The organism is Pseudogulbenkiania sp. NH8B (assembly GCF_000283535.1).
Lineage (GTDB): Bacteria > Pseudomonadota > Gammaproteobacteria > Burkholderiales > Chromobacteriaceae > Pseudogulbenkiania > Pseudogulbenkiania ferrooxidans.
This window is the reverse complement of sequence record NC_016002.1, coordinates 1,706,761-1,729,187: the sequence shown is the minus strand read 5'-3', so window position 1 is coordinate 1,729,187 and position 22,427 is coordinate 1,706,761. Positions and strand designations below refer to the sequence as shown.

At 65.8% G+C, this 22,427-nt stretch carries 19 protein-coding genes; 12 read left to right on the top strand and 7 right to left on the bottom strand.

The window, feature by feature from the left end:
* The first annotated feature begins 303 nt into the window (after positions 1 to 303).
* The 3 genes from NH8B_RS07980 to NH8B_RS07970 all read left to right on the top strand — a co-directional run bounded on the left by NH8B_RS07980 (position 304) and on the right by NH8B_RS07970 (position 2,274).
* Positions 304 to 762, top strand: coding sequence for a hypothetical protein (locus NH8B_RS07980; protein WP_014086819.1), 459 nt, complete (start codon positions 304 to 306; stop codon positions 760 to 762).
* A gap of 233 nt (positions 763 to 995) precedes the next feature.
* A complete protein-coding gene (locus NH8B_RS07975) occupies positions 996 to 1,205 on the top strand; it encodes a hypothetical protein (RefSeq protein ID WP_008953889.1) in 210 nt (69 codons plus the stop codon).
* A gap of 283 nt (positions 1,206 to 1,488) precedes the next feature.
* Positions 1,489 to 2,274 carry a substrate-binding periplasmic protein gene (locus tag NH8B_RS07970; protein WP_014086818.1) on the top strand — a complete coding sequence of 262 codons (786 nt, stop codon included), beginning with the start codon at positions 1,489 to 1,491 and terminating at the stop codon, positions 2,272 to 2,274.
* 36 nt (positions 2,275 to 2,310) lie between these two features.
* Here the strand turns inward: NH8B_RS07970 and NH8B_RS07965 are convergent, their stop codons facing one another.
* Both NH8B_RS07965 and NH8B_RS07960 read right to left on the bottom strand, forming a co-directional pair.
* Entirely contained in the window at positions 2,311 to 3,555 is a 1,245-nt protein-coding gene (locus tag NH8B_RS07965) for a D-amino acid dehydrogenase (RefSeq protein ID WP_014086817.1), read from the bottom strand.
* 15 nt (positions 3,556 to 3,570) lie between these two features.
* On the bottom strand, positions 3,571 to 4,416 hold the full coding sequence (locus NH8B_RS07960; protein ID WP_014086816.1) for an IclR family transcriptional regulator: 846 nt from the start codon (positions 4,414 to 4,416) through the stop codon (positions 3,571 to 3,573).
* Positions 4,417 to 4,580: 164 nt separating this feature from the next.
* Between NH8B_RS07960 and xsc (NH8B_RS07955) the strand changes: the two genes are divergently transcribed.
* The 4 genes from xsc (NH8B_RS07955) (at position 4,581) to NH8B_RS07940 (ending at position 10,332) form a co-directional block, all read left to right on the top strand.
* On the top strand, positions 4,581 to 6,392 hold the full coding sequence (gene xsc, locus NH8B_RS07955) for a sulfoacetaldehyde acetyltransferase (protein WP_014086815.1): 1,812 nt from the start codon (positions 4,581 to 4,583) through the stop codon (positions 6,390 to 6,392).
* Between the two features lie 181 nt (positions 6,393 to 6,573).
* Positions 6,574 to 7,593: a phosphate acetyltransferase gene (gene pta / locus NH8B_RS07950; RefSeq protein ID WP_014086814.1), complete on the top strand. Its 1,020-nt coding sequence runs from the start codon at positions 6,574 to 6,576 to the stop codon at positions 7,591 to 7,593.
* 27 nt (positions 7,594 to 7,620) lie between these two features.
* Positions 7,621 to 8,394, top strand: coding sequence for a sulfite exporter TauE/SafE family protein (locus NH8B_RS07945; protein WP_014086813.1), 774 nt, complete (start codon positions 7,621 to 7,623; stop codon positions 8,392 to 8,394).
* Between the two features lie 60 nt (positions 8,395 to 8,454).
* Positions 8,455 to 10,332: a methyl-accepting chemotaxis protein gene (locus tag NH8B_RS07940; RefSeq protein WP_014086812.1), complete on the top strand. Its 1,878-nt coding sequence runs from the start codon at positions 8,455 to 8,457 to the stop codon at positions 10,330 to 10,332.
* Positions 10,333 to 10,632: 300 nt separating this feature from the next.
* On the opposite strand, the gene NH8B_RS07935 is transcribed toward NH8B_RS07940, so the two are convergent.
* The 5 genes from NH8B_RS07935 to NH8B_RS07915 all read right to left on the bottom strand — a co-directional run bounded on the left by NH8B_RS07935 (position 10,633) and on the right by NH8B_RS07915 (position 15,132).
* Complete coding sequence (locus NH8B_RS07935; RefSeq protein WP_014086811.1) at positions 10,633 to 11,001, bottom strand: Lin0512 family protein; 369 nt, start codon at positions 10,999 to 11,001, stop codon at positions 10,633 to 10,635.
* Complete coding sequence (locus NH8B_RS07930) at positions 10,994 to 11,347, bottom strand: Lin0512 family protein (protein ID WP_014086810.1); 354 nt, start codon at positions 11,345 to 11,347, stop codon at positions 10,994 to 10,996. The genes NH8B_RS07935 and NH8B_RS07930 overlap by 8 nt, the downstream gene beginning before the upstream one ends.
* 96 nt (positions 11,348 to 11,443) lie before the next feature.
* The gene (locus tag NH8B_RS07925) at positions 11,444 to 13,171 is read right to left on the bottom strand and encodes a cobaltochelatase CobT-related protein (protein ID WP_014086809.1); all 1,728 of its coding nucleotides are present in this window, start codon (positions 13,169 to 13,171) and stop codon (positions 11,444 to 11,446) included.
* On the bottom strand, positions 13,171 to 14,151 hold the full coding sequence (locus NH8B_RS07920) for an AAA family ATPase (RefSeq protein WP_014086808.1): 981 nt from the start codon (positions 14,149 to 14,151) through the stop codon (positions 13,171 to 13,173). The genes NH8B_RS07925 and NH8B_RS07920 overlap by 1 nt, the downstream gene beginning before the upstream one ends.
* Before the next feature lie 159 nt (positions 14,152 to 14,310).
* A complete protein-coding gene (locus tag NH8B_RS07915) occupies positions 14,311 to 15,132 on the bottom strand; it encodes an IclR family transcriptional regulator (RefSeq protein ID WP_014086807.1) in 822 nt (273 codons plus the stop codon).
* 164 nt (positions 15,133 to 15,296) lie between these two features.
* On the opposite strand from NH8B_RS07915, the gene xsc (NH8B_RS07910) reads away from it, so the two are divergent.
* From xsc (NH8B_RS07910) to thiS, 5 genes are all read left to right on the top strand, one after another.
* Positions 15,297 to 17,108: a sulfoacetaldehyde acetyltransferase gene (xsc, locus tag NH8B_RS07910; protein ID WP_014086806.1), complete on the top strand. Its 1,812-nt coding sequence runs from the start codon at positions 15,297 to 15,299 to the stop codon at positions 17,106 to 17,108.
* Positions 17,109 to 17,456: 348 nt separating this feature from the next.
* A complete protein-coding gene (locus NH8B_RS07905) occupies positions 17,457 to 18,827 on the top strand; it encodes an amino acid permease (protein WP_014086805.1) in 1,371 nt (456 codons plus the stop codon).
* A 291-nt stretch (positions 18,828 to 19,118) separates the two neighbouring features.
* On the top strand, positions 19,119 to 20,156 hold the full coding sequence (locus NH8B_RS07900; RefSeq protein WP_014086804.1) for a YeiH family protein: 1,038 nt from the start codon (positions 19,119 to 19,121) through the stop codon (positions 20,154 to 20,156).
* Positions 20,157 to 20,183: 27 nt separating this feature from the next.
* Positions 20,184 to 22,094 carry a phosphomethylpyrimidine synthase ThiC gene (thiC, locus tag NH8B_RS07895; protein WP_014086803.1) on the top strand — a complete coding sequence of 637 codons (1,911 nt, stop codon included), beginning with the start codon at positions 20,184 to 20,186 and terminating at the stop codon, positions 22,092 to 22,094.
* Between the two features lie 87 nt (positions 22,095 to 22,181).
* Positions 22,182 to 22,385, top strand: coding sequence for a sulfur carrier protein ThiS (gene thiS / locus NH8B_RS07890; protein ID WP_008955939.1), 204 nt, complete (start codon positions 22,182 to 22,184; stop codon positions 22,383 to 22,385).
* Positions 22,386 to 22,427: the final 42 nt, after the last annotated feature.

Here is a 22,427-nt window from a genome sequence, read left to right as displayed (position 1 = left end):
TAAATGGTGGCCGCCCGCGACGGATTGGCAAGCCTCACCCCGCCAGACAGCGAGACTGCGCCTGACCGCTCGGACGCGACCCGGAGGTCGTTCTAAAATGGCCCATGGCCATGACATCATCGTGTAGCAGCCTCCTGCCCGAGTTGACGGGGAAGATGGGCCAGGTTCTGCCATTTGCCTGCTTGAGAGCAGGATTTTTTTAGCTATCGTGAGGTTATACAGCAGAGCTCAGGCGGTCATGACCGGCCTGAACAAGTCCAGGCGGTGCCGCTCTTGCCCACCGCATGTAATAAGGAATTCGACGTGAAGACCCCACCGTCATTTCTCGTTATCCTGACCTTGATCTCGCTTGTCGCCTGTGGCGACTCTCCACCCGATGCGTCCTCACAACTCCAAGAACGGAAAGTTGCCGAACTGGCCCGGCAGAAGGCTGAACAGGATAAAAAGAGAGAGCAAAAGCAGGCCGCCTACTTGCAGGTTGTACGAGACTCGCTAAAAGACCCCGACTCCGCCCAGTTCAGGGATTTGCAATGGTCCATTGACCATGAGCAGTATGGAGATTCGCTATGCGGCTGGGTCAATGCCAAAAATAGTTTGGGCTGGTACGTGGGCTTCCATCCCTTCGCCGTGACCGCCAAACCCTTGAAAGGCTCACCGGAAGGACGGCTGATCCTGCCTACCGAAGCGGATGATTCACAAACCCAGAGAATCAATCTGGTGATGCTGGAACAGGCCGGGTGCGGCTTATCGCTCAACGTTTAACAGCGCCACAGCCCGTCCAGGTCATCCCGGTTCATCCCATCGCTATGGCCCTGTGCCAATACGCCTGCCACATCACGCTAGCCGGCCGACACCGCCCTTGTCCGGGCGGCGGCCGCCGAGCGGCAATCCGCCTAATTGTCGCGAATTTGAGTTACATCAAGCCCGGCCGATTCGGTATCAATCGCTGTTACCTATAGTTAAAAAACAATCAACAAGACCGTGGGTACACCGCCATGCCTGCAAACAACCTGCCGACCGTATTTGACAGTGATGATTTCATTCGCGCCTGGGCCGTCCAGCGCGGTAAACATGGGGGGTTAAAAGCGTTCATCTACCTGCACGACCCCACCGAATGCGAGCATCACAAAATGGCGGTGATCCATTACGACCGCCCCGGGTACCCCGTCGAGAGGGTATTCAAGATTCCGAAGGCCCGGCTGTAAGGTGGACAAATGGATGACCGCTGAAGCCACCGTCCCGTTATCTACGACGGACTCCCGCCATCAATCCGGTTTTCGATGCCCATGAAATGGCAGGCGGGCCTGCCCTGCGCGCATCCGCCCGAAGAAACGCCCCATTGACGGCCATTTCTACTGGCATACCCCGTGACTGACCACCTCCGCCGGGACGGATTTCCGCCAGCTTGCCGGCTTGCTCTTGTCCGGCCGTAACGGAGCGCCGCACCTATACTCAACACGTCAGCGAATCGGTTCAGGGAGGACCTTCGTGAAGTCTTGCGCCTGCCCCGCCTTGGCGGCCCTGCTGGTGACGCTGTCCTGCGATGCCGGCGAGAAGGTGGTGCTGTACGGGGACGACTCCTACCCTCCGTATGCCTACCTGGAGGATGGCCAGTTCAAAGGCGTCTATGTCGAGCTGCTGCAGGCGGCCGCCAGCAGGATGGCGGAGCGCTACCAGCTGGAACTGGTGCCGACGCCGTGGCGGCGGGGGCTGTCGATGCTGGAGAGCGGTGAGGCTTTCGCGCTGTTTCCGCCCTACCGTCGCGCGGAGCGGACGTTTATCGACGCCTACTCGATCCCGCTCTACCGCGAGCGCGTGGTGGTGGTGTGCAACGACAGGACCATGAGCAAGCCTCGCCAGCGCTTCCCGCGCGACTTCGGCGACGTCACCATCGGCGTCAACGCCGGCTTCGCCCTCTCCGGGGTGCTGGTGGCCGCCCGCCAGAACCACTCCGTGCGGATCGACGAGGCGAACGGCAACGCGGTGAACCTGCGCAAGCTCGCCCTGAACCGCATCGGCTGCTACGCCAACGACAGCCTGTCGATCCGTTACACGCTGAGGCGCATGAAGAACGAGACCCCCCACTTTCCGGAGCTGGATGCACTCACGCTGCATGAGGTGGCGGAACTGTCGGGGGAAGAAGCCTACGTGGGCTTCAGCCGCCGCGCCTCCCCGCCGTTCAAGGCCGACTTCATCAAGCGCCTCGATGCCACCTTGCAGGCATTACAGCAGGAAGGCGAAGTCGACCGTATTCTCGCCCGCTACGGGTTTTAGCCCGAAAACCGCCTTGCCCGGCACCGAACCACCCGCTCACCCCAGAAACGGAAAATCGACTGGCGGCTGCCGCCCGCCCATGAGGCTGCTGAGCGCGGCGGCCGAGCCGCACGCCATGGTCCAGCCCAGGGTGCCGTGACCGGTGTTGACCCAGAGGTTGGGATAGCGCAAGCGGCCGATGAAGGGGACCGCGGACGGCGTGACGGGGCGCAGGCCGCTCCAGAACTCGGGCTCGCCCTGATCGTTGAGTTCCGGAAACAGCTCCCGGGTGCGACGCACCAGCAGGTCGCAGCGGATGGGGTTCGGGTCGTGATTGAAACCGGCGATCTCGGCGGTACCGGCCACACGCAGGCGGTTTCCCAGCCGGGAGAAGACGATTTTGTATTCGTCGTCGATCAGGCTGACCGTGGGGGCGACGCTCGATTCCGACAGGGCAAAGGTGGCCGAGTAGCCCTTGACCGGGTAAACCTGCAGGGAAATACCCAGCGGGCGCAGCAGCGCCGGGCCGTAGCTCCCCAGCGCCACGACGTAGGCGTCGGCAACGTGGCGCTGCCCGTCGGCGGTCACCGCCGCCGCGATCCTCCCCTGCTCGGTTTCGAGGCGGGCCAAAGGTTGGCCGAAGGCAAACTGGACCCCGGCGCGCCGGCAGTGCTCCGCGAGCTGCCGGGTAAACTGGCGGGCGTCGCCCGACTCGTCGTCGGCGGCGAAATCGCCCCCGACCAGCCGCTCGCCGAGGGGCGCCAGCGCCGGCTCGAGCTCGAGGCATTGTTCGGCGGAGACTGGACGGCGTTCGCAGCCGAACTCGCCGAGCAGCCGGGCGGCCTGGATCCCTTTGGCGTATTCGGCGTGGTCGGTGTAGACGTGCAGGATGCCCCGCTCCAGCCGGTCGTACTGAAGCCCGGCCAGCTCGCTGCCCAGCTGTTTCAGGCACTGCCGGCTGTAGAGCGCCAGCGCGACGACGTGCCGCATATTCTGCTTGTAGCGGTCGGCACGGCACTCGCGCAGGAAGCGCAGCGTCCAGCCCAGCAAGGCCGGGTCGGCGCGCAAACGGAACAACAGCGGCGCATCTTCTTTTCCCAGCCAGCGCAGGGCCTTTAGCGGGGCATGGGGATTGGCCCACGGCTCGGCGTGCGAGACCGAGATCTGGCCGCCGTTGGCAAAACTGGTCTCCAGTGCCGGCTCGGGCTGGCGCTCGATCACGGAGACGTCATGGCCCTGCCGGGACAGATACCAGGCGGACGTGACCCCGACGACACCGGCCCCCAGGACAATAATTTTCATGACCCGCTCCTTATATCAATCCGCGTCCGACAGTGCCGGCCCCTCCGCGCGTCCGACCCCGGCCTGAGCCTCGGCCTCGATCTTGGCCAGGGCCGCCGCCGCCCGCTGCAACGCCGGCAGCAACTGCAGCGCCTTGTCCGGCGTCACCCGCAGCACCGGCGCCTGTATCGCTATCCCGGTGTTGGACTTGCCTCCCGGCGTCGGCACCAGCACCGCCAGGCAGAACAGCCCCGGCAGGAATTCCTCGTCGTCGCAGGCGTAGCCGTCTCGCTTCACCCGCTCGATCTCCCGCTCCAGCGCCGCCAGGTCGGTCAGCGTCTTCGCGGTGTAGCGCTCCAGCGGCACGTGCTCCAACAGCCGACGGCGCTGGCTCGGGCTCATCTGCGCCAGGAACAGCTTGCCGCTCGCCGAGCAGTGCGCCGGCACCCGCGAGCCGGGGTGCAGGTAAAAGCGCAGCGGCGCCGGCGTTTCCACCCGGTCCAGGTACAGCACTTCGCTGCCCGACAGCGCGGTGATGTTGCAGCTTTCGCCCACTTCTTCCACCAGTTGGCGCAGCACCGCGTGGCGCGCGCCGTGCACGGTGTTGTTGAGCAGCAGGTTCTCGGCCATGCGCCGCAGCCGCACGCCGGTGCTGTAGTGCCGTCCGTCGCCGTCGCGTTGCAGCATCCCGGCGCTTTCCAGTTGCTGCAGCATGCGGTGCAGCGTCGGCTTGGGCAGCCCGGTTTCTTCCACCAGGCCTTGCAGGCTGAAGAACTGGTCCTTTTCGGCGATCACTTCCAACAGCGCGAACAGCCGCAGCGTCGGCGTGTCGCCGTCGAGCCGGCCCGGTTCGCTCTTCGGGGTCTGTGCGGTGTCGTTCATGGCGTTTCCATCATAGTTCAGTTTCTGTTTTTGATACAACAAGTATCGTTTTACGTAATTTCTTGTTGACTTGCCGCATAAGCCCTCCTAGAGTTGAGTCGTGTCTCACATATCGGAATCTTTCGTACCGATTTTGAGATAATACTCACAGGAGACTAGTCAGCATGAGCGAGCAAGCCAACCGTACGGTGCCCGTCGGCCCCACCAAGATGACCCCTTCCGAAGCCTTCGTCGAAACCATGGTGGCCAATGGCGTGACCGATATGTTCGGCATCATGGGGTCGGCCTTCATGGATGCCATGGATATTTTCGCCCCCGCCGGCATCCGTTTGATCCCGGTGGTCCACGAGCAGGGCGCCGCCCACATGGCGGATGGCTTTTCCCGCGTGTCCGGCCGCCACGGCGTGGTGATCGGCCAGAATGGCCCGGGCATCAGCAATTGCGTGACCGCCATCGCCGCCGCCTATTGGGCGCACAGCCCGGTGGTGATCGTGACGCCGGAGACCGGCACCATGACCATGGGCCTGGGCGGATTTCAGGAGTGTAACCAGTTGCCGATGTTCCAGGAATTCACCAAGTACCAGGGACATGTCACGCACCCGGCCCGGATGGCGGAGTACACCGGCCGCTGCTTCGACCGCGCCATGAGCGAGATGGGCCCGACCCAGCTCAATATCCCGCGCGATTATTTCTACGGCGAGATCACCGCCGAGATTCCGCAGCCGGCGCGTCTGGATCGCGGCGCCGGTGGCGAACAGAGCCTGAACGAGGCGGCGGAGTTGCTGGCGCAGGCCAAGTTCCCGGTGATCATTTCCGGCGGCGGCGTGGTGATGGGCGATGCCATCGAGGAGTGTAAGGCCTTGGCGGAGCGCCTGGGGGCGCCGGTGGTGAACAGCTACCTGCACAACGATTCGTTCCCGGCCAGCCATCCGCTGTGGTGCGGTCCGCTGGGTTACCAGGGGTCGAAGGCGGCAATGAAGCTGATGGCGCAGGCGGACGTGGTGGTGGCGCTGGGTTCGCGCCTGGGGCCGTTCGGCACGCTGCCGCAGCATGGCATGGATTACTGGCCGAAGAACGCGAAGATCATCCAGATCGACGCCGACAACAAGATGCTGGGCCTGGTGAAGAAGATTTCGGTGGGCATTTGCGGCGATGCCAAGGCGGCGGCGGTGGCGCTGACGCAGCGTCTGGCCAACCGTACCCTGGCCTGCGATGCGACCCGCGCCGAGCGGGGCGACAAGATCGCGACCGAGAAGGCGGCCTGGGAGAAGGAGCTGGACGAGTGGACGCACGAGCGCGATGCCTTCAGCCTCGACATGATCGAGCAGAACGCCCAGGAGCAGACCTTCAACGGCGGCCACTATCTGCATCCGCGCCAGGTGTTGCGCGAGCTGGAGAAGGCGATGCCGGAGGATGTGATGGTGTCGACCGATATCGGCAACATCAATTCGGTGGCCAACAGTTACCTGCGCTTCGAGAAGCCGCGCAGTTTCTTCGCGGCGATGAGTTTCGGCAATTGCGGCTACGCCTTCCCGACCATCATCGGCGCCAAGGTGGCGGCGCCGCATCGCCCGGCGGTGTCCTACGCCGGTGACGGTGCCTGGGGCATGAGCCTGATGGAGACCATGACCTGCGTGCGCCACAACATCCCGGTCACCGCCGTGGTGTTCCACAACCGTCAGTGGGGGGCCGAGAAGAAGAACCAGGTCGATTTCTACAACCGCCGCTTCGTCGCCGGCGAGCTCGACAACCAGAGCTTCGCCGAGATCGCCCGCGCCATGGGCGCCGAAGGCATCACTGTGGACCGTCTCGAGGACGTCGGCCCGGCGCTGAAGAAGGCCATCGACCTGCAGATGAACCACGGCAAGACCTGCATCATCGAGATCATGTGCACCCGCGAGCTGGGCGATCCCTTCCGCCGCGATGCCCTCTCCAAGCCGGTTCGCTTCCTCGACAAGTACAAGGATTACGTGTGAGCAAGTAAGACGGGACGCACCCCGACCTGATCAGCAGGGGTGCATCCCGAGGCAATGACTTCGACCCTTTCATCCTCCTACTCAATCCATGTTGAGTGTTAGCCGGGGCCCGGGCATCCCTCGCACCGGGTTCCGGCCCTTTTTTTCCTTGTCGGAAATGGTTTTATCAGGAGTCCCTACCATGAGAGCACTCACCCGCATCATCGAGCAGGCCCGCCACGCCCCCGCCCGCATCGCCCTTTCCGAGGGAGAGGACCCACGCGTGCTCGACGCCGCGGTACGGGCCACGCGCGAGGGCATCGCGCGCATCGTGCTGGTCGGCGACCGCACCGCCATCGAGGCGCTGGCGCGGCAACGCGGCCTCGACCTGAGCGGTATCGATTTTCACGACCCCGCCGACGCCCCGTTGCAGGCGGAGCTGGCCGAGGCGCTGTTCGAACTGCGCCGGCACAAGGGCATGACGCAAGAACAGGCTGCCAGCGCCGCGCGCGACCCGCTGGTCTGCGCCAACCTGCTGGTGAAAACCGGGCGCGCCGACGGCACGGTCTCCGGCGCGGTACGCACTACCGCCGACGTGGTGCGCACGGCGATCCAGGTTATCGGCGTGCAGCCATCCTTCAAGCTGGTTTCCAGCTTCTTCCTGATGATGCTGTGCGAGCCGTTCCACTCGCTCAAGGGCGGGCTGATTTTTTCCGATTGCGGCCTGGTGGTGGATCCGAACGCCAGCGAACTGGCCGACATCGCCCTGGCCGCGGCCGACAGCGCGCGCCAGCTGCTGATGGAGGAGCCGCGCGTGGCCATGCTGTCGTTCTCCACCAACGGCAGCGCCAAGCACGCGGCGGTGGACAAGGTGGCGCAGGCCGCCGCCCAGGTCAAGGCGCAGCGCCCCGAACTTGCCATCGACGGCGACGTGCAGCTCGACGCCGCGATTGTGGCGGAGATCGCCAACCGCAAGCTGCCGGACTCGCAGGTCAAGGGCAAGGCCAACGTGCTGATCTTCCCCAACCTGGAGGCGGGCAACATCGGCTACAAGTTGGCCGAAAGAGTGGGTGGCGCGGTGGCCATCGGGCCGTTGCTGCAGGGGCTGGCCAAGCCGGCCAACGACCTGTCGCGCGGCTGCAGCGCCGACGACGTGTTCCACGTCATCGCGGTAACGGTGGTGCAGGCGCACGCCGCCCGCGAGACGGCCACCGCGGGCTAAACGCCCCCCCGCCGCCAGGACACGCCCATGAGCCTCGATACCCTCCTCGCCCTGCTCGCCACCATCGCCGTCGGCACCTATTTCCAGACCGTCACCGGCTTCGGGCTGGGCATGATCGTGATGGGCGCCACCAGCGGCTTCGCCTTGGCCCCGGTGCCGGTCGCGGCGGCCGTGGTCAGCATGGTGACGCTGGTCAACAGCGCGGTGGCGCTGCGCGGCAAATGGCACCTGATCGACTGGCGTGCGGCGCGTGCCGTGCTGCTGGGGGTGCTGCCGTCGATCATCGCCGGTGTGGTGCTGCTCAACTACCTGAGCAGCACGGCCTCGCTGCTGCTGGAATTCCTGCTGGGCGGCGCCATCACCTACAGCGGCATCGTGTTCGCGCTGCGTCCGGCGCAGCTGGCCGAGCGCTCGCCCGACCGCAGCTTCTTCGTCAGCGGGCTGTTTTCCGGGCTGTTCGGCGGCTTGTTCGGCATGGCCGGGCCGCCGGTGATCTTTCACTTCTACCGCCAACCGATGGAGTTGGCGGCGGTGCGCAGCATGCTGCTCCTGGTGTTCGCCTTCACCTCGGGCACGCGCACCCTGTTCGTGGCGAGCCAGGGCGAGCTGTCGGCGTCGGTCTGGCTGCTGACCGGCTTGTCGATGCTGCTGGCCACCTTCGTCACCCTGTTCGGACGCCGCCACCCACCGCCGGTCGCCCCGGCGACGATGCGCCGCATCGCCTTCTGCATCCTGCTGCTGATCGGCGTGAGCCTGATGTTGAGCGCCCTGCCGGCGCTGCTCGGCCGAGGAGGCGCCTGAACCGTCCACCCCGCCGGCCCTGACCTCATTCCCCAACCAAACCAACAAGAAGCTCTCGACATGAAGATCTCACACAAGGCCGGCCTCGCCGGCGCCGCCGTGCTGTTTCTCACCGTCAGCCTGCTGTCGCTGGTGCAGGTGAACCAGCTGCGCAGCAGCCTGCGCTCGCAGGCCGAATCCAGCATCGCGCAGTCCGGCAACGCGCTGGCGCGCCAGATCGAAAACGGTCTCAACGCCAAGCTGCAGCTGATCGACCTGATGGCGCAGAGCATCGACGCCGACTTCCGCCCCGAGCGGATTCAGCAGGTCTTCGGCCAACCTTTGCTGAAAGAACAGTTCCTGCTGCTCTTCGGCGGCCTGGACAGCGACGGCAAGCGCCTCACCAACGACCCGAAATGGAACCCGCCCGGCTGGGACGCGCGCCAGCGGCCGTGGTACGCCGTGGCGCGCCAGGCGCCGCGCGCGGTGCTCACCGAACCCTACGCCGACGCCGCCACCGGCGAAATCCTGATCTCCGCCGTGGCGAAACTCAGCGATCACGGCCGCTTCATGGGCGCATTCGGCGGCGACCTGAGCCTGCAGAACATCGCCGCCGCGGTCAACGCGCTCGACTTCAACGGCGCCGGCTACGCCTTCCTGCTGGCGGGGAACGGCAAGATCATCTCGCACCCCGACGCCAAGCTGGACGGCCAACCCTACAGCCGGCTGTTCGACGGACAACGCCCGGCACTGACGCCGGCGCTGACCGCGGTCAACGGCGCGCGGCGGCAACTGGTTTCCTTCGTGCCGCTCAGCGGTCTGCACGGCATGCACTGGTACCTGGGGGTGGTGCTCGACGAAGCCGCGCTGATGCGCGAGGCCGACGCCGCCAGCCAGCGCGCGCTGGTGGGCGCGATCATTGGCGTGGTGCTCAGCCTGCTGGTGCTGGGTGTCCTGATGGGACGGCTGCTGTCGCCCTTGCAGCGGCTGCACCACGCCTTGCAGGACATCAACCGTGGCGAAGGCGACCTGACGCGCCGCCTGCCGGCCACGGGCAAGGACGAAGTCGCGCTGCTCTCGGGTGAATTCAACGGCTTCGTGCAGCACCTGCAAACCCTGATCGGCAACGTCATGAACAGCGCCGCGCAGGTACGCCAGACCAGCACGGCCACCTCCAGCCAGGCGCAATCCGCCTCCGAGCGGCTGTACCGGCAACTGCAGGAACTCGATCAACTGGCCCATACCATGAACGACATGAACGGCGCCGCCGAGGCCGTGGCGGAACACGCCGAGGTGGCGGCGCGCGCCGTCGAAACCGCCAACGTTGAAACCGAGCACGGCGTGGCGGTGGTGTCGCGCACCACCAGCACGATCCAGCTGCTGGCCGACAAGCTGGGCGAGACCGGGCTCTCCATCAACGAGCTGGTGCTGCTCAGCCGCCACATCGAGTCGATCCTGAGCAAGATCGCCGGCATCGCCGACCAGACCAACCTGCTGGCGCTCAACGCCGCCATCGAGGCGGCGCGGGCGGGCGAGGCCGGGCGCGGCTTCGCCGTGGTGGCCGACGAGGTACGCACCCTCGCCTCGCTCACCCAGAGTTCGACCGCCGAGATCCGCGACATCATCGAGCAGCTGCAAAACGGCGTGAAACGCGCCGAGAGCAGCATGCTGCAATGCAGCCACACCGCCAAGCAGACCGTCGACGACGCCGCCAGCGCCAACGACATCCTGGGCCGCATCCGCGACGCGATCACGCGCATCAACGACATGAACCTGCACATCGCCAAAGCCGCCAAGGAACAAAGCGTGGCCACGCGCGAACTGAGCCGGCGCACCGACGGCATCCGCGACATCAGCCACGCCGTGGCGCAGGGCGCGGCGACGCAGCTCGATCACTGCCAGGTGATGGTCGAACAGGTGGGACAGCAGGACGCGTTGCTGGAGCGCTTCAAGGTCTGATTTCCCGCCGCCGGCAGCGGGCAGCGGGCGGCGGGTGTTGCCGCGAACAGGCCGGGGGCCGGGTGCAGGCCGACATCAGGCTGGCGACCCGGCCCCGCCCGCCTGACAGGAATAAGAGCCTGTTTACGTTCTCGCAAGCTAGAGCGAGACAAGGAGAAAACAGCTGAGGAAGCGGAGTTTACAAGCGGTAAATGAGCATTCCGAAGACGGTTTTAACGCGGTAGCGCCGACGCGCAGCAGATCGTAAACAGGTTCCAAGGGGGGAACGCGCCCGGCCGCCGACGGCGACCGGGCAAGCGCTCAGGCCGGCTCGCTCAGACGCCAGTCGCTGTCGGCGGGCAGGAACGCCTCCACTGAGGCGGTGGCGATGACGTGGGTGGTGCCCTGCTCCGGGTCATGCACGTTGAGGCCGCCGAACACCGCCGTCACCTCGGCCCGTCCGCGCGGCAAGGTGGCGGCCACGACGGCGGTGTCGACCTGGTCCGGCTCCTGCACGCCGATGGTGACCTGCACCCGCATGGTACGGTGGTCGTAGCCCAGCGAGCGGAACAGGATGATCGACGAATGATGCAGCGCATCCTGCACCGCGCGACAGGCGGCCTTGGTGTAGTCGCCGCCGTACAGGTCGTTGCCGGACCCCATTTCCAGGATGATGCGTTTCTCAGCCATGTGTCGGCTCCATATCAAAGGACACAATGATGGCGGCGTGAGCGATTACGCTCAGGCCATCGCTGCCATGCTTGGGCACGTCCAGCCCTCCCTTCACCACGCTGATCGACGGCGTGCCGTAGGGGAACAGCCCGACCAGCGCCTCGCAGTCGACCTCCTCCGGTCGCTGGATGCCGATCTCGACATCGATGAGCATCGCCGTTTTGGGAAAGCCGAAAAACTCGGCCACGTTCAGCGAATTACGCCACAGCGCATCGCGGATCGCGCGCGCCGCGGCCTCGGTGTAGTTGCGGCTGCGGATCGAGGTCCCCATGCCGAACTCCACCACCACTCGTTTCTTCGCCATGCTGCAGGCTCCTGTTGACACTGTTAGGGTTGTATCGGGTGCGCTACGGCCATCGCCAAGAAGCGCCGCGCGCACCGGGAAGGAACGGCGGCGCGCTCAGCGCCGGTGCCGTCCGCCGATCAGCTGCACGATCTCGAAGAACAGCGTGTTGTCGAGCGCCTGCGTCATGTCGGTGGCGAGGCAGCGGCGGTAGAACGGGCTGAGGTCGAGCCCGACCCCCAGTCCGAGGATCTCCACCTGCCCCTGCTGTTCGCGCCGGGCGACGACGTCCTTGAGATGGTTGTCGAGATAGAAGGCATCGTTGGCGAGCCCGGTGGCGCTGTCGGCGGGGCTGCCGTCGGAAATCACAATCAGGATGCGCCGCTGCGCGCTGCGCGCCAGCAGGCGGTTGCAGGCCCAGTCGACCGCCTCGCCATCTATCCCCTCGCGGAACAGGTCGGCCTTGAGCAAGGCCGCGATGTCACGGCGCGCGCGCCGCCAGCTGCGCTCGGCGTCCTTGAACACCAGGTGGCAGACCTCGTTGAGCCGGCCGGGATGGCGTGGCCGCCCCCGGCTCATCCACTCGCGGTAAGGACGGCCGCCATTCCAGGCGGCGGTGGTGAAACCGAGCAGCTCGGTGCCGACCCCGGCCATCTCGAGCGCACGCAGCAGGATGTCCACCAGAGTCGCCACCGATTCGACGTGCGTCTTCATCGAGCCCGAGCAATCCACCAGCACGCTCACCTGGCAGTCTGCCGCCGGCTTGAACTGCTCGCGGCGGAACAGGCGGCGCTCGGCCGGCGAGGTGATCAGCTGGGACAGGCGACGGCCATCCACCTGCCCTTCCTCCTCGCCGAAGCGCCAGCCGTCGCGGCGCGGCTCGGCGAGCACGGCGCCGAGCAGGCGCGCCAGACGCGGAACATTGACACCCTGGGCGGCGATGCGCCGGTCGAGGCGCTCGCGGTACTCTTCCAGCAGCGCCTTGCGCACCTGCGCGCCGGCCGCCAGCTCGACATCGTAGCGGGTGGTGTAGACGCGGTAGGCCTGATCCGCCTCGACAAACACCTTGCTGGCGCCACTGACGGCGGCGGCGATGCCGTCACCCCCCTCGTCCTGGTCGAAGTCGAGCAGCAGCGCGAAAGCGGCACGGGCGTCGCCCTCGTCCGCCGCGCCGGCCTCGTCTTCCCCCGGCTGGACGCGCTTGGCGCGCACCTTGTCGCCGACGATGCGGGCGATCTCCAGCGCGTGCGGGGCGAACGCGGCCTGGTCGTGGCGCTGGCGGCGGATGCCGGCCAGCGCGCTGCCCAGCGCCGACACCAGGGACCAGCGGGTGCTCTCGATGTAATCCTCGGTTTCGTGCAGCACCGGCAGCGCGTTGAGGCGCGACCAGCACATCTGCGCCACGGTGTAGAGCAGGATGCCGACCTCGCCCTCGGTGAGCCCGGAGCGGTAGAACGCGCGCGACCAGTCCTCGAAGCGCTGGCGCAGGTTGCGCACCATGCCCGGCATGTCGGCGGGCGCCAGGGTCTCGACGCGCAGCTGTTCCAGCAGCTCGAAGACCAGGCGATCGACCGGCTCCTCCGGGCACAGGCTGCGGTGCAGCGCGGCATCGGAATGGCGCAGGCGCAGCGCCATGCCGTCGGCCGCCGCCCGGCAGGCCACGAAGTCGTCGGCACCGGGGTCGATGCGCAAGTGGGGCGCGTGCACCGGCAGCGCCCGCGTCGCGCGATGCAGCCGGCCGCCGCGGTAGTGCAGCGCCGCGTCGCCGGTCAGCGCGCGGAGCGCGGCCGCGCACAGCTCCTCGACCTGCTGCTGCCGCTGGGCGTTCTGCTGCGGGCTGGCCATCACTGCGCCCCCGCCGTGAGCAGCCAGGATTCGTCCAGTTCGACGCCGAAGCAGCGCTGGTAGTACTCGGCGACGATGGGGCGCTCCGCCTCGTCGCACTTGTTGAGGAAGGACAGGCGGAAGGCCAGCGCCGGGTTGCGGAAGATCTCGCAGTTTTCCGCCCAGCTGATGATGGTGCGCGGCGACATCAGCGTCGACAGGTCGCCCGCGGCAAAGCCCTTGCGTGTCAATTCCGCCACCGCCACCATCGACGCCACCAACTGGCGCCCCTGCTCGTGGTCCTTGGCGGGGACGCGCGCCAGCACGATCGCCATCTCCTCCTCGCGCGACAGGTAGTTGAGCGTGGCGACGATGTTCCAGCGGTCGATCTGGGCGTGGTTCAGCACCTGGGTGCCGTGGTAAAGACCGGACAGGTTGCCGAGACCCACCGTGTTGGAGGTGGCGAACAGGCGGAAATACGGGTGCGGGCGGATCACCCGGCTCTGGTCGAGCAGGGTGAACTTGCCGTCGCGTTCGAGAATGCGCTGAATCACGAACATCACGTCGGGACGGCCGGCGTCGTACTCGTCGAAGATCAGCGCCACCGGGCGCTGCAGCGCCCAGGGCACGATGCCTTCCTGGAATTCGGTCACCTGCAGGCCGTCGCGCAGCACGATGGTGTCGCGCCCGACCAGGTCGAGGCGGCTGATGTGGCCGTCCAGGTTGACGCGCACGCACGGCCAATTGAGGCGCGCGGCGACCTGCTCGATATGCGTGGACTTGCCGGTGCCGTGCAGCCCCTGCACCATCACGCGGCGGTCGCGGGTAAAGCCGGCAAGGATCGCCAGCGTCACGTCCGGGTTGAAACGATAGGCCTCGTCGACCTCGGGCACGTGGTCGTCGCGCTCGCTGAAAGCGGGTACCTTCAGGTCGGAATCGATGCCGAACACCTCGCGCACCGAAACCATGCGGTCGGGCTGAATCTGGTTGATGTCTGTCACGGGAGCTCTCCAGTGGTTGCCGCGACGTACTGCGCGGCGTGGGTCAATAGTCGTCAACCTCTGGCGCCCCCGTGCAGGCCCGGCTTCAGCCGGTCTCGCCCTGCGGTGGGGCCAGAGCATTCGCGCCGGGATACCCCCGGCCGGCCGGAAGATGCAGACTCATTCGCTCTCCCGCGCCTCGGGCATGGCCTCGGCCTCGATCTTGGCCAGGGCCGCCGCCGCCCGCTGCAACGCCGGCAGCAACTGCAGCGCCTTGTCCGGCGTCACCCGCAGCACCGGCGCCTGTATCGCTATCCCGGTGTTGGACTTGCCTCCCGGCGTCGGCACCAGCACCGCCAGGCAGAACAGCCCCGGCAGGAATTCCTCGTCGTCGCAGGCGTAGCCGTCTCGCTTCACCCGCTCGATCTCCCGCTCCAGCGCCGCCAGGTCGGTCAGCGTCTTCGCGGTGTAGCGCTCCAGCGGCACGTGCTCCAACAGCCGACGGCGCTGGCTCGGGCTCATCTGCGCCAGGAACAGCTTGCCGCTCGCCGAGCAGTGCGCCGGCACCCGCGAGCCGGGGTGCAGGTAAAAGCGCAGCGGCGCCGGCGTTTCCACCCGGTCCAGGTACAGCACTTCGCTGCCCGACAGCGCGGTGATGTTGCAGCTTTCGCCCACTTCTTCCACCAGTTGGCGCAGCACCGCGTGGCGCGCGCCGTGCACGGTGTTGTTGAGCAGCAGGTTCTCGGCCATGCGCCGCAGCCGCACGCCGGTGCTGTAGTGCCGTCCGTCGCCGTCGCGTTGCAGCATCCCGGCGCTTTCCAGTTGCTGCAGCATGCGGTGCAGCGTCGGCTTGGGCAGCCCGGTTTCTTCCACCAGGCCTTGCAGGCTGAAGAACTGGTCCTTTTCGGCGATCACTTCCAACAGCGCGAACAGCCGCAGCGTCGGCGTGTCGCCGTCGAGCCGGCCCGGTTCGCTCTTCGGGGTCTGTGCGGTGTCGTTCATGGCGTTTCCATCATAGTTCAGTTTCTGTTTTTGATACAACAAGTATCGTTTTACGTAATTTCTTGTTGACTTGCCGCATAAGCCCTCCTAGAGTTGAGTCGTGTCTCACATATCGGAATCTTTCGTACCGATTTTGAGATAATACTCACAGGAGACTAGTCAGCATGAGCGAGCAAGCCAACCGTACGGTGCCCGTCGGCCCCACCAAGATGACCCCTTCCGAAGCCTTCGTCGAAACCATGGTGGCCAATGGCGTGACCGATATGTTCGGCATCATGGGGTCGGCCTTCATGGATGCCATGGATATTTTCGCCCCCGCCGGCATCCGTTTGATCCCGGTGGTCCACGAGCAGGGCGCCGCCCACATGGCGGATGGCTTTTCCCGCGTGTCCGGCCGCCACGGCGTGGTGATCGGCCAGAATGGCCCGGGCATCAGCAATTGCGTGACCGCCATCGCCGCCGCCTATTGGGCGCACAGCCCGGTGGTGATCGTGACGCCGGAGACCGGCACCATGACCATGGGCCTGGGCGGATTTCAGGAGTGTAACCAGTTGCCGATGTTCCAGGAATTCACCAAGTACCAGGGACATGTCACGCACCCGGCCCGGATGGCGGAGTACACCGGCCGCTGCTTCGACCGCGCCATGAGCGAGATGGGCCCGACCCAGCTCAATATCCCGCGCGATTATTTCTACGGCGAGATCACCGCCGAGATTCCGCAGCCGGCGCGTCTGGATCGCGGCGCCGGTGGCGAACAGAGCCTGAACGAGGCGGCGGAGTTGCTGGCGCAGGCCAAGTTCCCGGTGATCATTTCCGGCGGCGGCGTGGTGATGGGCGATGCCATCGAGGAGTGTAAGGCCTTGGCGGAGCGCCTGGGGGCGCCGGTGGTGAACAGCTACCTGCACAACGATTCGTTCCCGGCCAGCCATCCGCTGTGGTGCGGTCCGCTGGGTTACCAGGGGTCGAAGGCGGCAATGAAGCTGATGGCGCAGGCGGACGTGGTGGTGGCGCTGGGTTCGCGCCTGGGGCCGTTCGGCACGCTGCCGCAGCATGGCATGGATTACTGGCCGAAGAACGCGAAGATCATCCAGATCGACGCCGACAACAAGATGCTGGGCCTGGTGAAGAAGATTTCGGTGGGCATTTGCGGCGATGCCAAGGCGGCGGCGGTGGCGCTGACGCAGCGTCTGGCGAACCGGACCCTGGCCTGCGATGCGACCCGCGCCGAGCGCGGCGACAAGATCGCGACCGAGAAGGCGGCGTGGGAGAAGGAGCTGGACGAGTGGACGCACGAGCGCGATGCCTTCAGCCTCGACATGATCGAGCAGAACGCCCAGGAGCGCACCTTCAATGGCGGCCATTACCTGCACCCGCGCCAGGTGTTGCGCGAGCTGGAGAAGGCGATGCCGGAGGATGTGATGGTGTCGACCGATATCGGCAACATCAATTCGGTGGCCAACAGCTATCTGCGCTTCGAGAAGCCGCGCAGCTTCTTCGCGGCGATGAGTTTCGGCAATTGCGGCTACGCCTTCCCGACCATCATCGGTGCCAAGGTGGCGGCGCCGCATCGCCCGGCGGTGTCTTATGCCGGTGACGGTGCCTGGGGCATGAGCCTGATGGAGACCATGACCTGCGTGCGTCACAACATCCCGGTGACCGCGGTGGTGTTCCACAACCGCCAGTGGGGGGCCGAGAAGAAGAACCAGGTCGACTTCTACAACCGCCGCTTCGTCGCCGGCGAGCTCGACAACCAGAGCTTCGCCGAGATCGCCCGCGCCATGGGCGCCGAAGGCATCACTGTGGACCGTCTCGAGGACGTCGGCCCGGCGCTGAAGAAGGCCATCGACCTGCAGATGAACCACGGCAAGACCTGCATCATCGAGATCATGTGCACCCGCGAGCTGGGCGATCCCTTCCGCCGCGATGCCCTCTCCAAGCCGGTTCGCTTCCTCGACAAGTACAAGGATTACGTTTGATCAACCACCGCGCTGACGCGAAAGTGAAGACAAGCGGGCCGTGTCGCAGGCAGTGTACGCCTCACGGTCCGCTCCGCCTCACTGCCGCGGCGACCTCATCGTTTCTGAAAGGTGAACCGAAACTGAGATAACCCATCCTGGCAGCCGGGATACCTCCATTAACCGGCAGCACGGACAGTCACACGACCCTGAACGACCACGGACCGGAGGGCGGCGCACGCACGTTGCCATTCCCCTACAACTCAACAAACCGTGGCGTCCTACAATAGAGAAATACGGAGATATATCAAAGTGATAGGCAACCAGCAGCATTCAAACGGGCTCCAGCACAGCCTGAAGCAGCGCCACATGACCATGATTGCACTCGGTGGTGTGATTGGCGCGGGTCTGTTTGTCGGCAGCGGCGTGGTGATCAAGGCCACCGGCCCCGCCGCTATTCTCTCCTTCCTCATCACCGGCCTGCTCGTGGTCTTGGTCATGCGCATGCTGGGTGAAATGGCCGTCGCCCTGCCCACCGGCGGCTCTTTCTATGAATACGCCCGCGAAGCCTGGCACGACCGCCCGGCCGTGGGCGAACTGGCCGGTTTCCTCACTGGCTGGATGTACTGGTACTTCTGGGTCATCGTGGTGGCGCTCGAAGCGGTCGCCGGGGCCAACCTGGTGCGTTACTGGCTACCCGACATGCCCACCTGGATCATCAGCCTGACCTTGCTGGTGACGCTCACCCTGACCAACCTGATCTCGGTGAAGTCGTTCGGTGAGTTCGAGTTCTGGTTCTCCTCGATCAAGGTCGGCGCCATCGTCGTGTTCCTGTTCCTGGCGAGCCTGTACGTGCTCGGCATGTGGCCGGGAGCGAGCCTCAACGTCAGCAACCTGACCGCGCACGGTGGCTTTGCCCCGCATGGCTGGATGCCGGTGCTGACCGGGGCGGTGGCGGCGACCGGCTTCTATTTCGGCGCCGAGATCGTCACCATCGCCGCCGCGGAAACCGCCGAACCGCAAAAAGCCATCGCCAAGGCCACCAACTCGGTGATCACCCGGGTGCTGGTTTTCTACGTCGGCTCGGTGCTGTTGGTGGTCTGCCTGGTGCCGTGGAGTTCGCCCGGCATCGCCACCCCGTACGTCAGCGCGCTCAACGCGATGGGCATCCCGGCTGCGGCGCAGATCATGAACGCCGTGGTGCTGACCGCCGTGCTGTCGGCCCTCAACTCCGGCCTGTACGCATCGTCGCGCATGCTGTTCGCCCTGACCAAGCGCGGTGACGCGCCCAAATCGCTGGCCAAGCTGACCCGCAACGGCGTGCCGGTGCGCGCCATCCTGTTTGCCACGCTGTTCGGCTACGCGGCGGTGGTGATGTCCTACGTTTCGCCGGACAAGGTGTTCGCCTTCCTGGTCGATTCCTACGGCACGGTGGCGATTTTCGTCTACATCCTGATCGCCATCTCGCAGCTGCGCCTGCGTGCCCGCCTGGAGCGCGAGGCGCCGGAACGGCTGCGCGTCAAGATGTGGGCCTACCCCTACCTGACCTACCTCGCCATCGCCGGCATGATCGGCATCGTGGTGGCCATGGCGTTCATCCCGGACCAGCGCTCGCCGCTGCTGCTGGGCGTGGCCAGCCTGGGCATCCTGCTGCTGGGCTACGTGGTACGCCAGGTTTTCCGCAAGGGTGCACCGGCCGCCGCCTTGGCTGAGCCTTCCACCGACTACACCAAGCTGTAAACCCTTCCCCTTCCAGCGGGCCGCCGACACCTCCTCGGCGGCCCGCTGTCTTTTTCTAAAAAACAAAATATCAGTACGTTTTGTATCGATATTTGAAATTCACTATTGCATTCCCCTGGTGCCCGACTTATAGTTTTCAAAAAACAAATTAACGGAATTATTTGTACCGTTTTTTGTTATTTGTTTGAATGCTGGCCACCCCGGCCCAGCCCCAATCCGCCCCCTCCCACCCCCGTCTCGTCGAGGCCAGAGGCGGGGCGGGAACGATGTCCATCACCGGAGACCCACACGATGATCCCTCCCAGCAGTCTCGCCCAACCCGTGATGTTCGCGCAGACCCGGGCGCTTCTTCCCGGCATCATGCTCTGCGGCGTCATCGCCATCGCCGCCACCTTCGTGTCCGAGCATTACGGCGGCCCGCAGTTTCTCTATGCCTTGCTGATGGGCATTGCCTTCCACTTCCTGGCCGATTCGGAGAAATGCCAGCCCGGCATCGAACTCTCGGCCAAGAAGCTGGTGCGCTTCGGCGTCGCCCTGCTCGGCGCCCGCATCGTCGCCAGCGACGTCAGCGACCTGGGCCTGACCGGGGTCGGCGCGCTGATCGGCGCGGTGGGCCTGACCATCGGCTTCGGCATCCTGATGGCGCGCCTGCTCGGCCTGCCCTCGATGCTGGGCCTGCTCTCCGGCGGCGGCACCGGTATTTGCGGCATCTCGGCCACCTTGGCGATCTCCTCCACCCTGCCGGCGACGCGGGAAAACGAGCGCTACACCCTGCTCACCGCCATCGGCATCGCCATCTTCTCCACGCTGGCCATGGTGCTGTACCCGCTCATCGTCAAACATGCCGGGCTCTCCACCGCGGAAGCCGGCCTGTTCCTAGGCGGTTCGATCCACGACGTGGCGCAGGTGGTGGGCGCCGGCCTGATCATCTCGCCGGAAGTGGGCGACGCCGCCACGCTGGCCAAGATGTTCCGCGTCGCCATGCTGATGCCGGTGGTGGTGATCCTGGCGCTGACCTTCCACGCCGAGCGCAAGAAAACCGCCACGGCCGGCAGCAAGACCCCGATCCTGCCGATGTTCCTGGTGGTGTTTGCCGGTCTCGCCGCGCTCAACAGCCTGGGGCTGCTGTCGCACCAAGTGGTGGAAGCGAGCTCGACCGTATCGCGCTGGTGCCTGGTGACCTCGATCGCCGCCCTCGGCGTCAAGACCTCGCTGGAAAAGCTGGCGGAACTGGGCTGGAAGCCGATCGTGCTGATGAGCAGCGAGGCCATTTTCATTGCCGGCTACATGCTGCTGGTGGTGTACCTGGGCCGCGTCTTCGGCGCCTGATGACTACATGAATAAACGAGGATGACCATGAACGCGCCGACCAACCTGAATACCGAAATGGTGGTGGACCAAGCCGCCATCCAGCCGCTGCCCAACTCCCGCAAGATCTACGTCGAAGGCTCGCGCCCCGACCTCCGCGTGCCGATGCGCGAGATCAGCCAGGCCGACACCCCGACCCAGTTCGGCGGCGAGCAGAACCCGCCGATCTACGTCTACGACTGTTCCGGCCCCTACACCGACCCGGCCGCCCAGATCGACATCCGCTCCGGCCTGGCACCGATCCGCGCCGCCTGGATCGAGGAGCGCGGCGACACCGAGCAGCTGGCCGGTTTGAGCTCCGAGTACGGCCGCGCCCGCGAGGCCGACGCCAAGCTCGACGAGCTGCGCTTCAACCTGACGCGCCAGCCGCGCCGCGCGCTGCCGGGCAAGAACGTGACCCAGATGCACTACGCGCGCCAGGGCCTCATCACCCCGGAGATGGAATACATCGCCATCCGCGAGAACCAGAACCGCGCCGCCTACCTCGAGTCGCTCAAGACCGCCGGCGGCAAGAACGCGCGCCTCGTCGAGCTGATGACGCGCCAGCACCCGGGCCAGAACTACGGCGCCGGCATGGTCGACACCATCACCCCGGAATTCGTGCGCCAGGAAGTGGCCGCCGGCCGCGCCATCATCCCCAACAACATCAACCACCCGGAATCCGAGCCGATGATCATCGGCCGCAACTTCCTGGTGAAGATCAACGGCAACATCGGCAACTCGGCGGTGACCTCGTCGATCTCGGAAGAAGTGGACAAGATGACCTGGGGCATCCGCTGGGGTGCCGACACCATCATGGACCTGTCCACCGGCAAGAACATCCACGAGACGCGCGAGTGGATCCTGCGCAACTCGCCGGTGCCGATCGGCACCGTGCCGATCTACCAGGCGCTGGAGAAGGTCAACGGCAAGGCCGAGGATCTGACCTGGGACATCTTCAAGGACACGCTGATCGAGCAGGCGGAACAGGGCGTCGACTACTTCACCATCCACGCCGGCGTGCTGCTGCGCTACGTGCCGATGACTGCCAACCGCATGACCGGCATCGTCAGCCGCGGCGGTTCGATCATGGCCAAGTGGTGTCTGGCGCATCACAAGGAGAACTTCCTCTACACCCACTTCGAGGAAATCTGCGACATCATGAAGGCGTACGACGTGGCGTTCTCGCTGGGCGACGGCCTGCGTCCGGGCAGTGTGTGGGACGCCAACGACGACGCGCAGCTGGGCGAGCTCAAGACCCTGGGCGAACTGACCCAGATCGCCTGGAAGCACGACGTGCAGGTGATGATCGAAGGCCCGGGCCACGTGCCGATGCAGCTGATCAAGGAAAACATGGACAAGGAACTGGAGTGGTGCCACGAGGCGCCGTTCTACACCCTGGGCCCGTTGACCACCGACATCGCCCCCGGCTACGACCACATCACCTCGGCCATCGGCGCGGCCCAGATCGGCTGGTACGGCACCGCGATGCTGTGCTACGTCACGCCGAAGGAGCACCTCGGTCTGCCGAACAAGGACGACGTCAAGGAAGGCATCATCACCTACAAGCTGGCCGCGCACGCCGCCGACCTGGCCAAGGGCCACCCGGGCGCGCAGATCCGCGACAACGCGCTGTCCAAGGCGCGCTTCGAGTTCCGCTGGGAGGACCAGTTCAACCTCGGCCTCGACCCGGACCGCGCGCGTTCGTTCCACGACGAGACGCTGCCGAAGGATAGTGCCAAGGTGGCGCACTTCTGCTCGATGTGCGGCCCGCACTTCTGTTCGATGAAGATCACCCAGGACGTGCGCGACTTTGCCGCGCAGCAGGGCTTGGCTGCAGAGGAGGCGCTGGCCAAGGGCATGGAGGTGAAGTCGATCGAGTTCGTCAAGGGCGGCGCCAAGCTGTACGACAAGATCTGAGCGCGGGCGCCGCCAAGGTTGGCCGAAGCCCGGCTTTGCCAACCGGCGCACCCACGCCCCATCCCCACCTCACTGGAGATACCCGACATGCCTACCGTCCTGGTCAACGGCGAGCCCACCGAACTCGCCACCCCGCTCACGGTGCGCCAGCTGCTCGAACGGCTCGAGCTGCAGGGGCGGCGCGTCGCCATCGAGCGCAACGGCGACATCCTGCCGCGCAGCCGCTACGACGACACCCGCCTCGCCGAGGGCGACCGTTTCGAAATCATCATCGCGGTGGGGGGCGGCTGATCCCGCCACGCACTGCCTGACGTCCGCCCGTTACCGAAGGAA

Excerpts from the sequence above, each read along its gene's own strand:
- thiS (WP_008955939.1), top strand. The coding sequence starts at position 22,182 with ATGCCTACCGTCCTGGTCAACGGCGAGCCCACCGAACTCGCCACCCCG.
- pta (WP_014086814.1), top strand. The coding sequence starts at position 6,574 with ATGAGAGCACTCACCCGCATCATCGAGCAGGCCCGCCACGCCCCCGCC.
- NH8B_RS07905 (WP_014086805.1), top strand. The coding sequence starts at position 17,457 with ATGACCATGATTGCACTCGGTGGTGTGATTGGCGCGGGTCTGTTTGTC.
- NH8B_RS07975 (WP_008953889.1), top strand. The coding sequence starts at position 996 with ATGCCTGCAAACAACCTGCCGACCGTATTTGACAGTGATGATTTCATT.
- NH8B_RS07945 (WP_014086813.1), top strand. The coding sequence starts at position 7,621 with ATGAGCCTCGATACCCTCCTCGCCCTGCTCGCCACCATCGCCGTCGGC.
- NH8B_RS07940 (WP_014086812.1), top strand. The coding sequence starts at position 8,455 with ATGAAGATCTCACACAAGGCCGGCCTCGCCGGCGCCGCCGTGCTGTTT.
- NH8B_RS07930 (WP_014086810.1), bottom strand. The coding sequence starts at position 11,347 with ATGGCGAAGAAACGAGTGGTGGTGGAGTTCGGCATGGGGACCTCGATC.
- thiC (WP_014086803.1), top strand. The coding sequence starts at position 20,184 with ATGAACGCGCCGACCAACCTGAATACCGAAATGGTGGTGGACCAAGCC.
- NH8B_RS07935 (WP_014086811.1), bottom strand. The coding sequence starts at position 11,001 with ATGGCTGAGAAACGCATCATCCTGGAAATGGGGTCCGGCAACGACCTG.
- xsc (WP_014086806.1), top strand. The coding sequence starts at position 15,297 with ATGAGCGAGCAAGCCAACCGTACGGTGCCCGTCGGCCCCACCAAGATG.
- NH8B_RS07915 (WP_014086807.1), bottom strand. The coding sequence starts at position 15,132 with ATGAACGACACCGCACAGACCCCGAAGAGCGAACCGGGCCGGCTCGAC.
- NH8B_RS07960 (WP_014086816.1), bottom strand. The coding sequence starts at position 4,416 with ATGAACGACACCGCACAGACCCCGAAGAGCGAACCGGGCCGGCTCGAC.
- xsc (WP_014086815.1), top strand. The coding sequence starts at position 4,581 with ATGAGCGAGCAAGCCAACCGTACGGTGCCCGTCGGCCCCACCAAGATG.
- NH8B_RS07925 (WP_014086809.1), bottom strand. The coding sequence starts at position 13,171 with ATGGCCAGCCCGCAGCAGAACGCCCAGCGGCAGCAGCAGGTCGAGGAG.
- NH8B_RS07965 (WP_014086817.1), bottom strand. The coding sequence starts at position 3,555 with ATGAAAATTATTGTCCTGGGGGCCGGTGTCGTCGGGGTCACGTCCGCC.
- NH8B_RS07900 (WP_014086804.1), top strand. The coding sequence starts at position 19,119 with ATGATCCCTCCCAGCAGTCTCGCCCAACCCGTGATGTTCGCGCAGACC.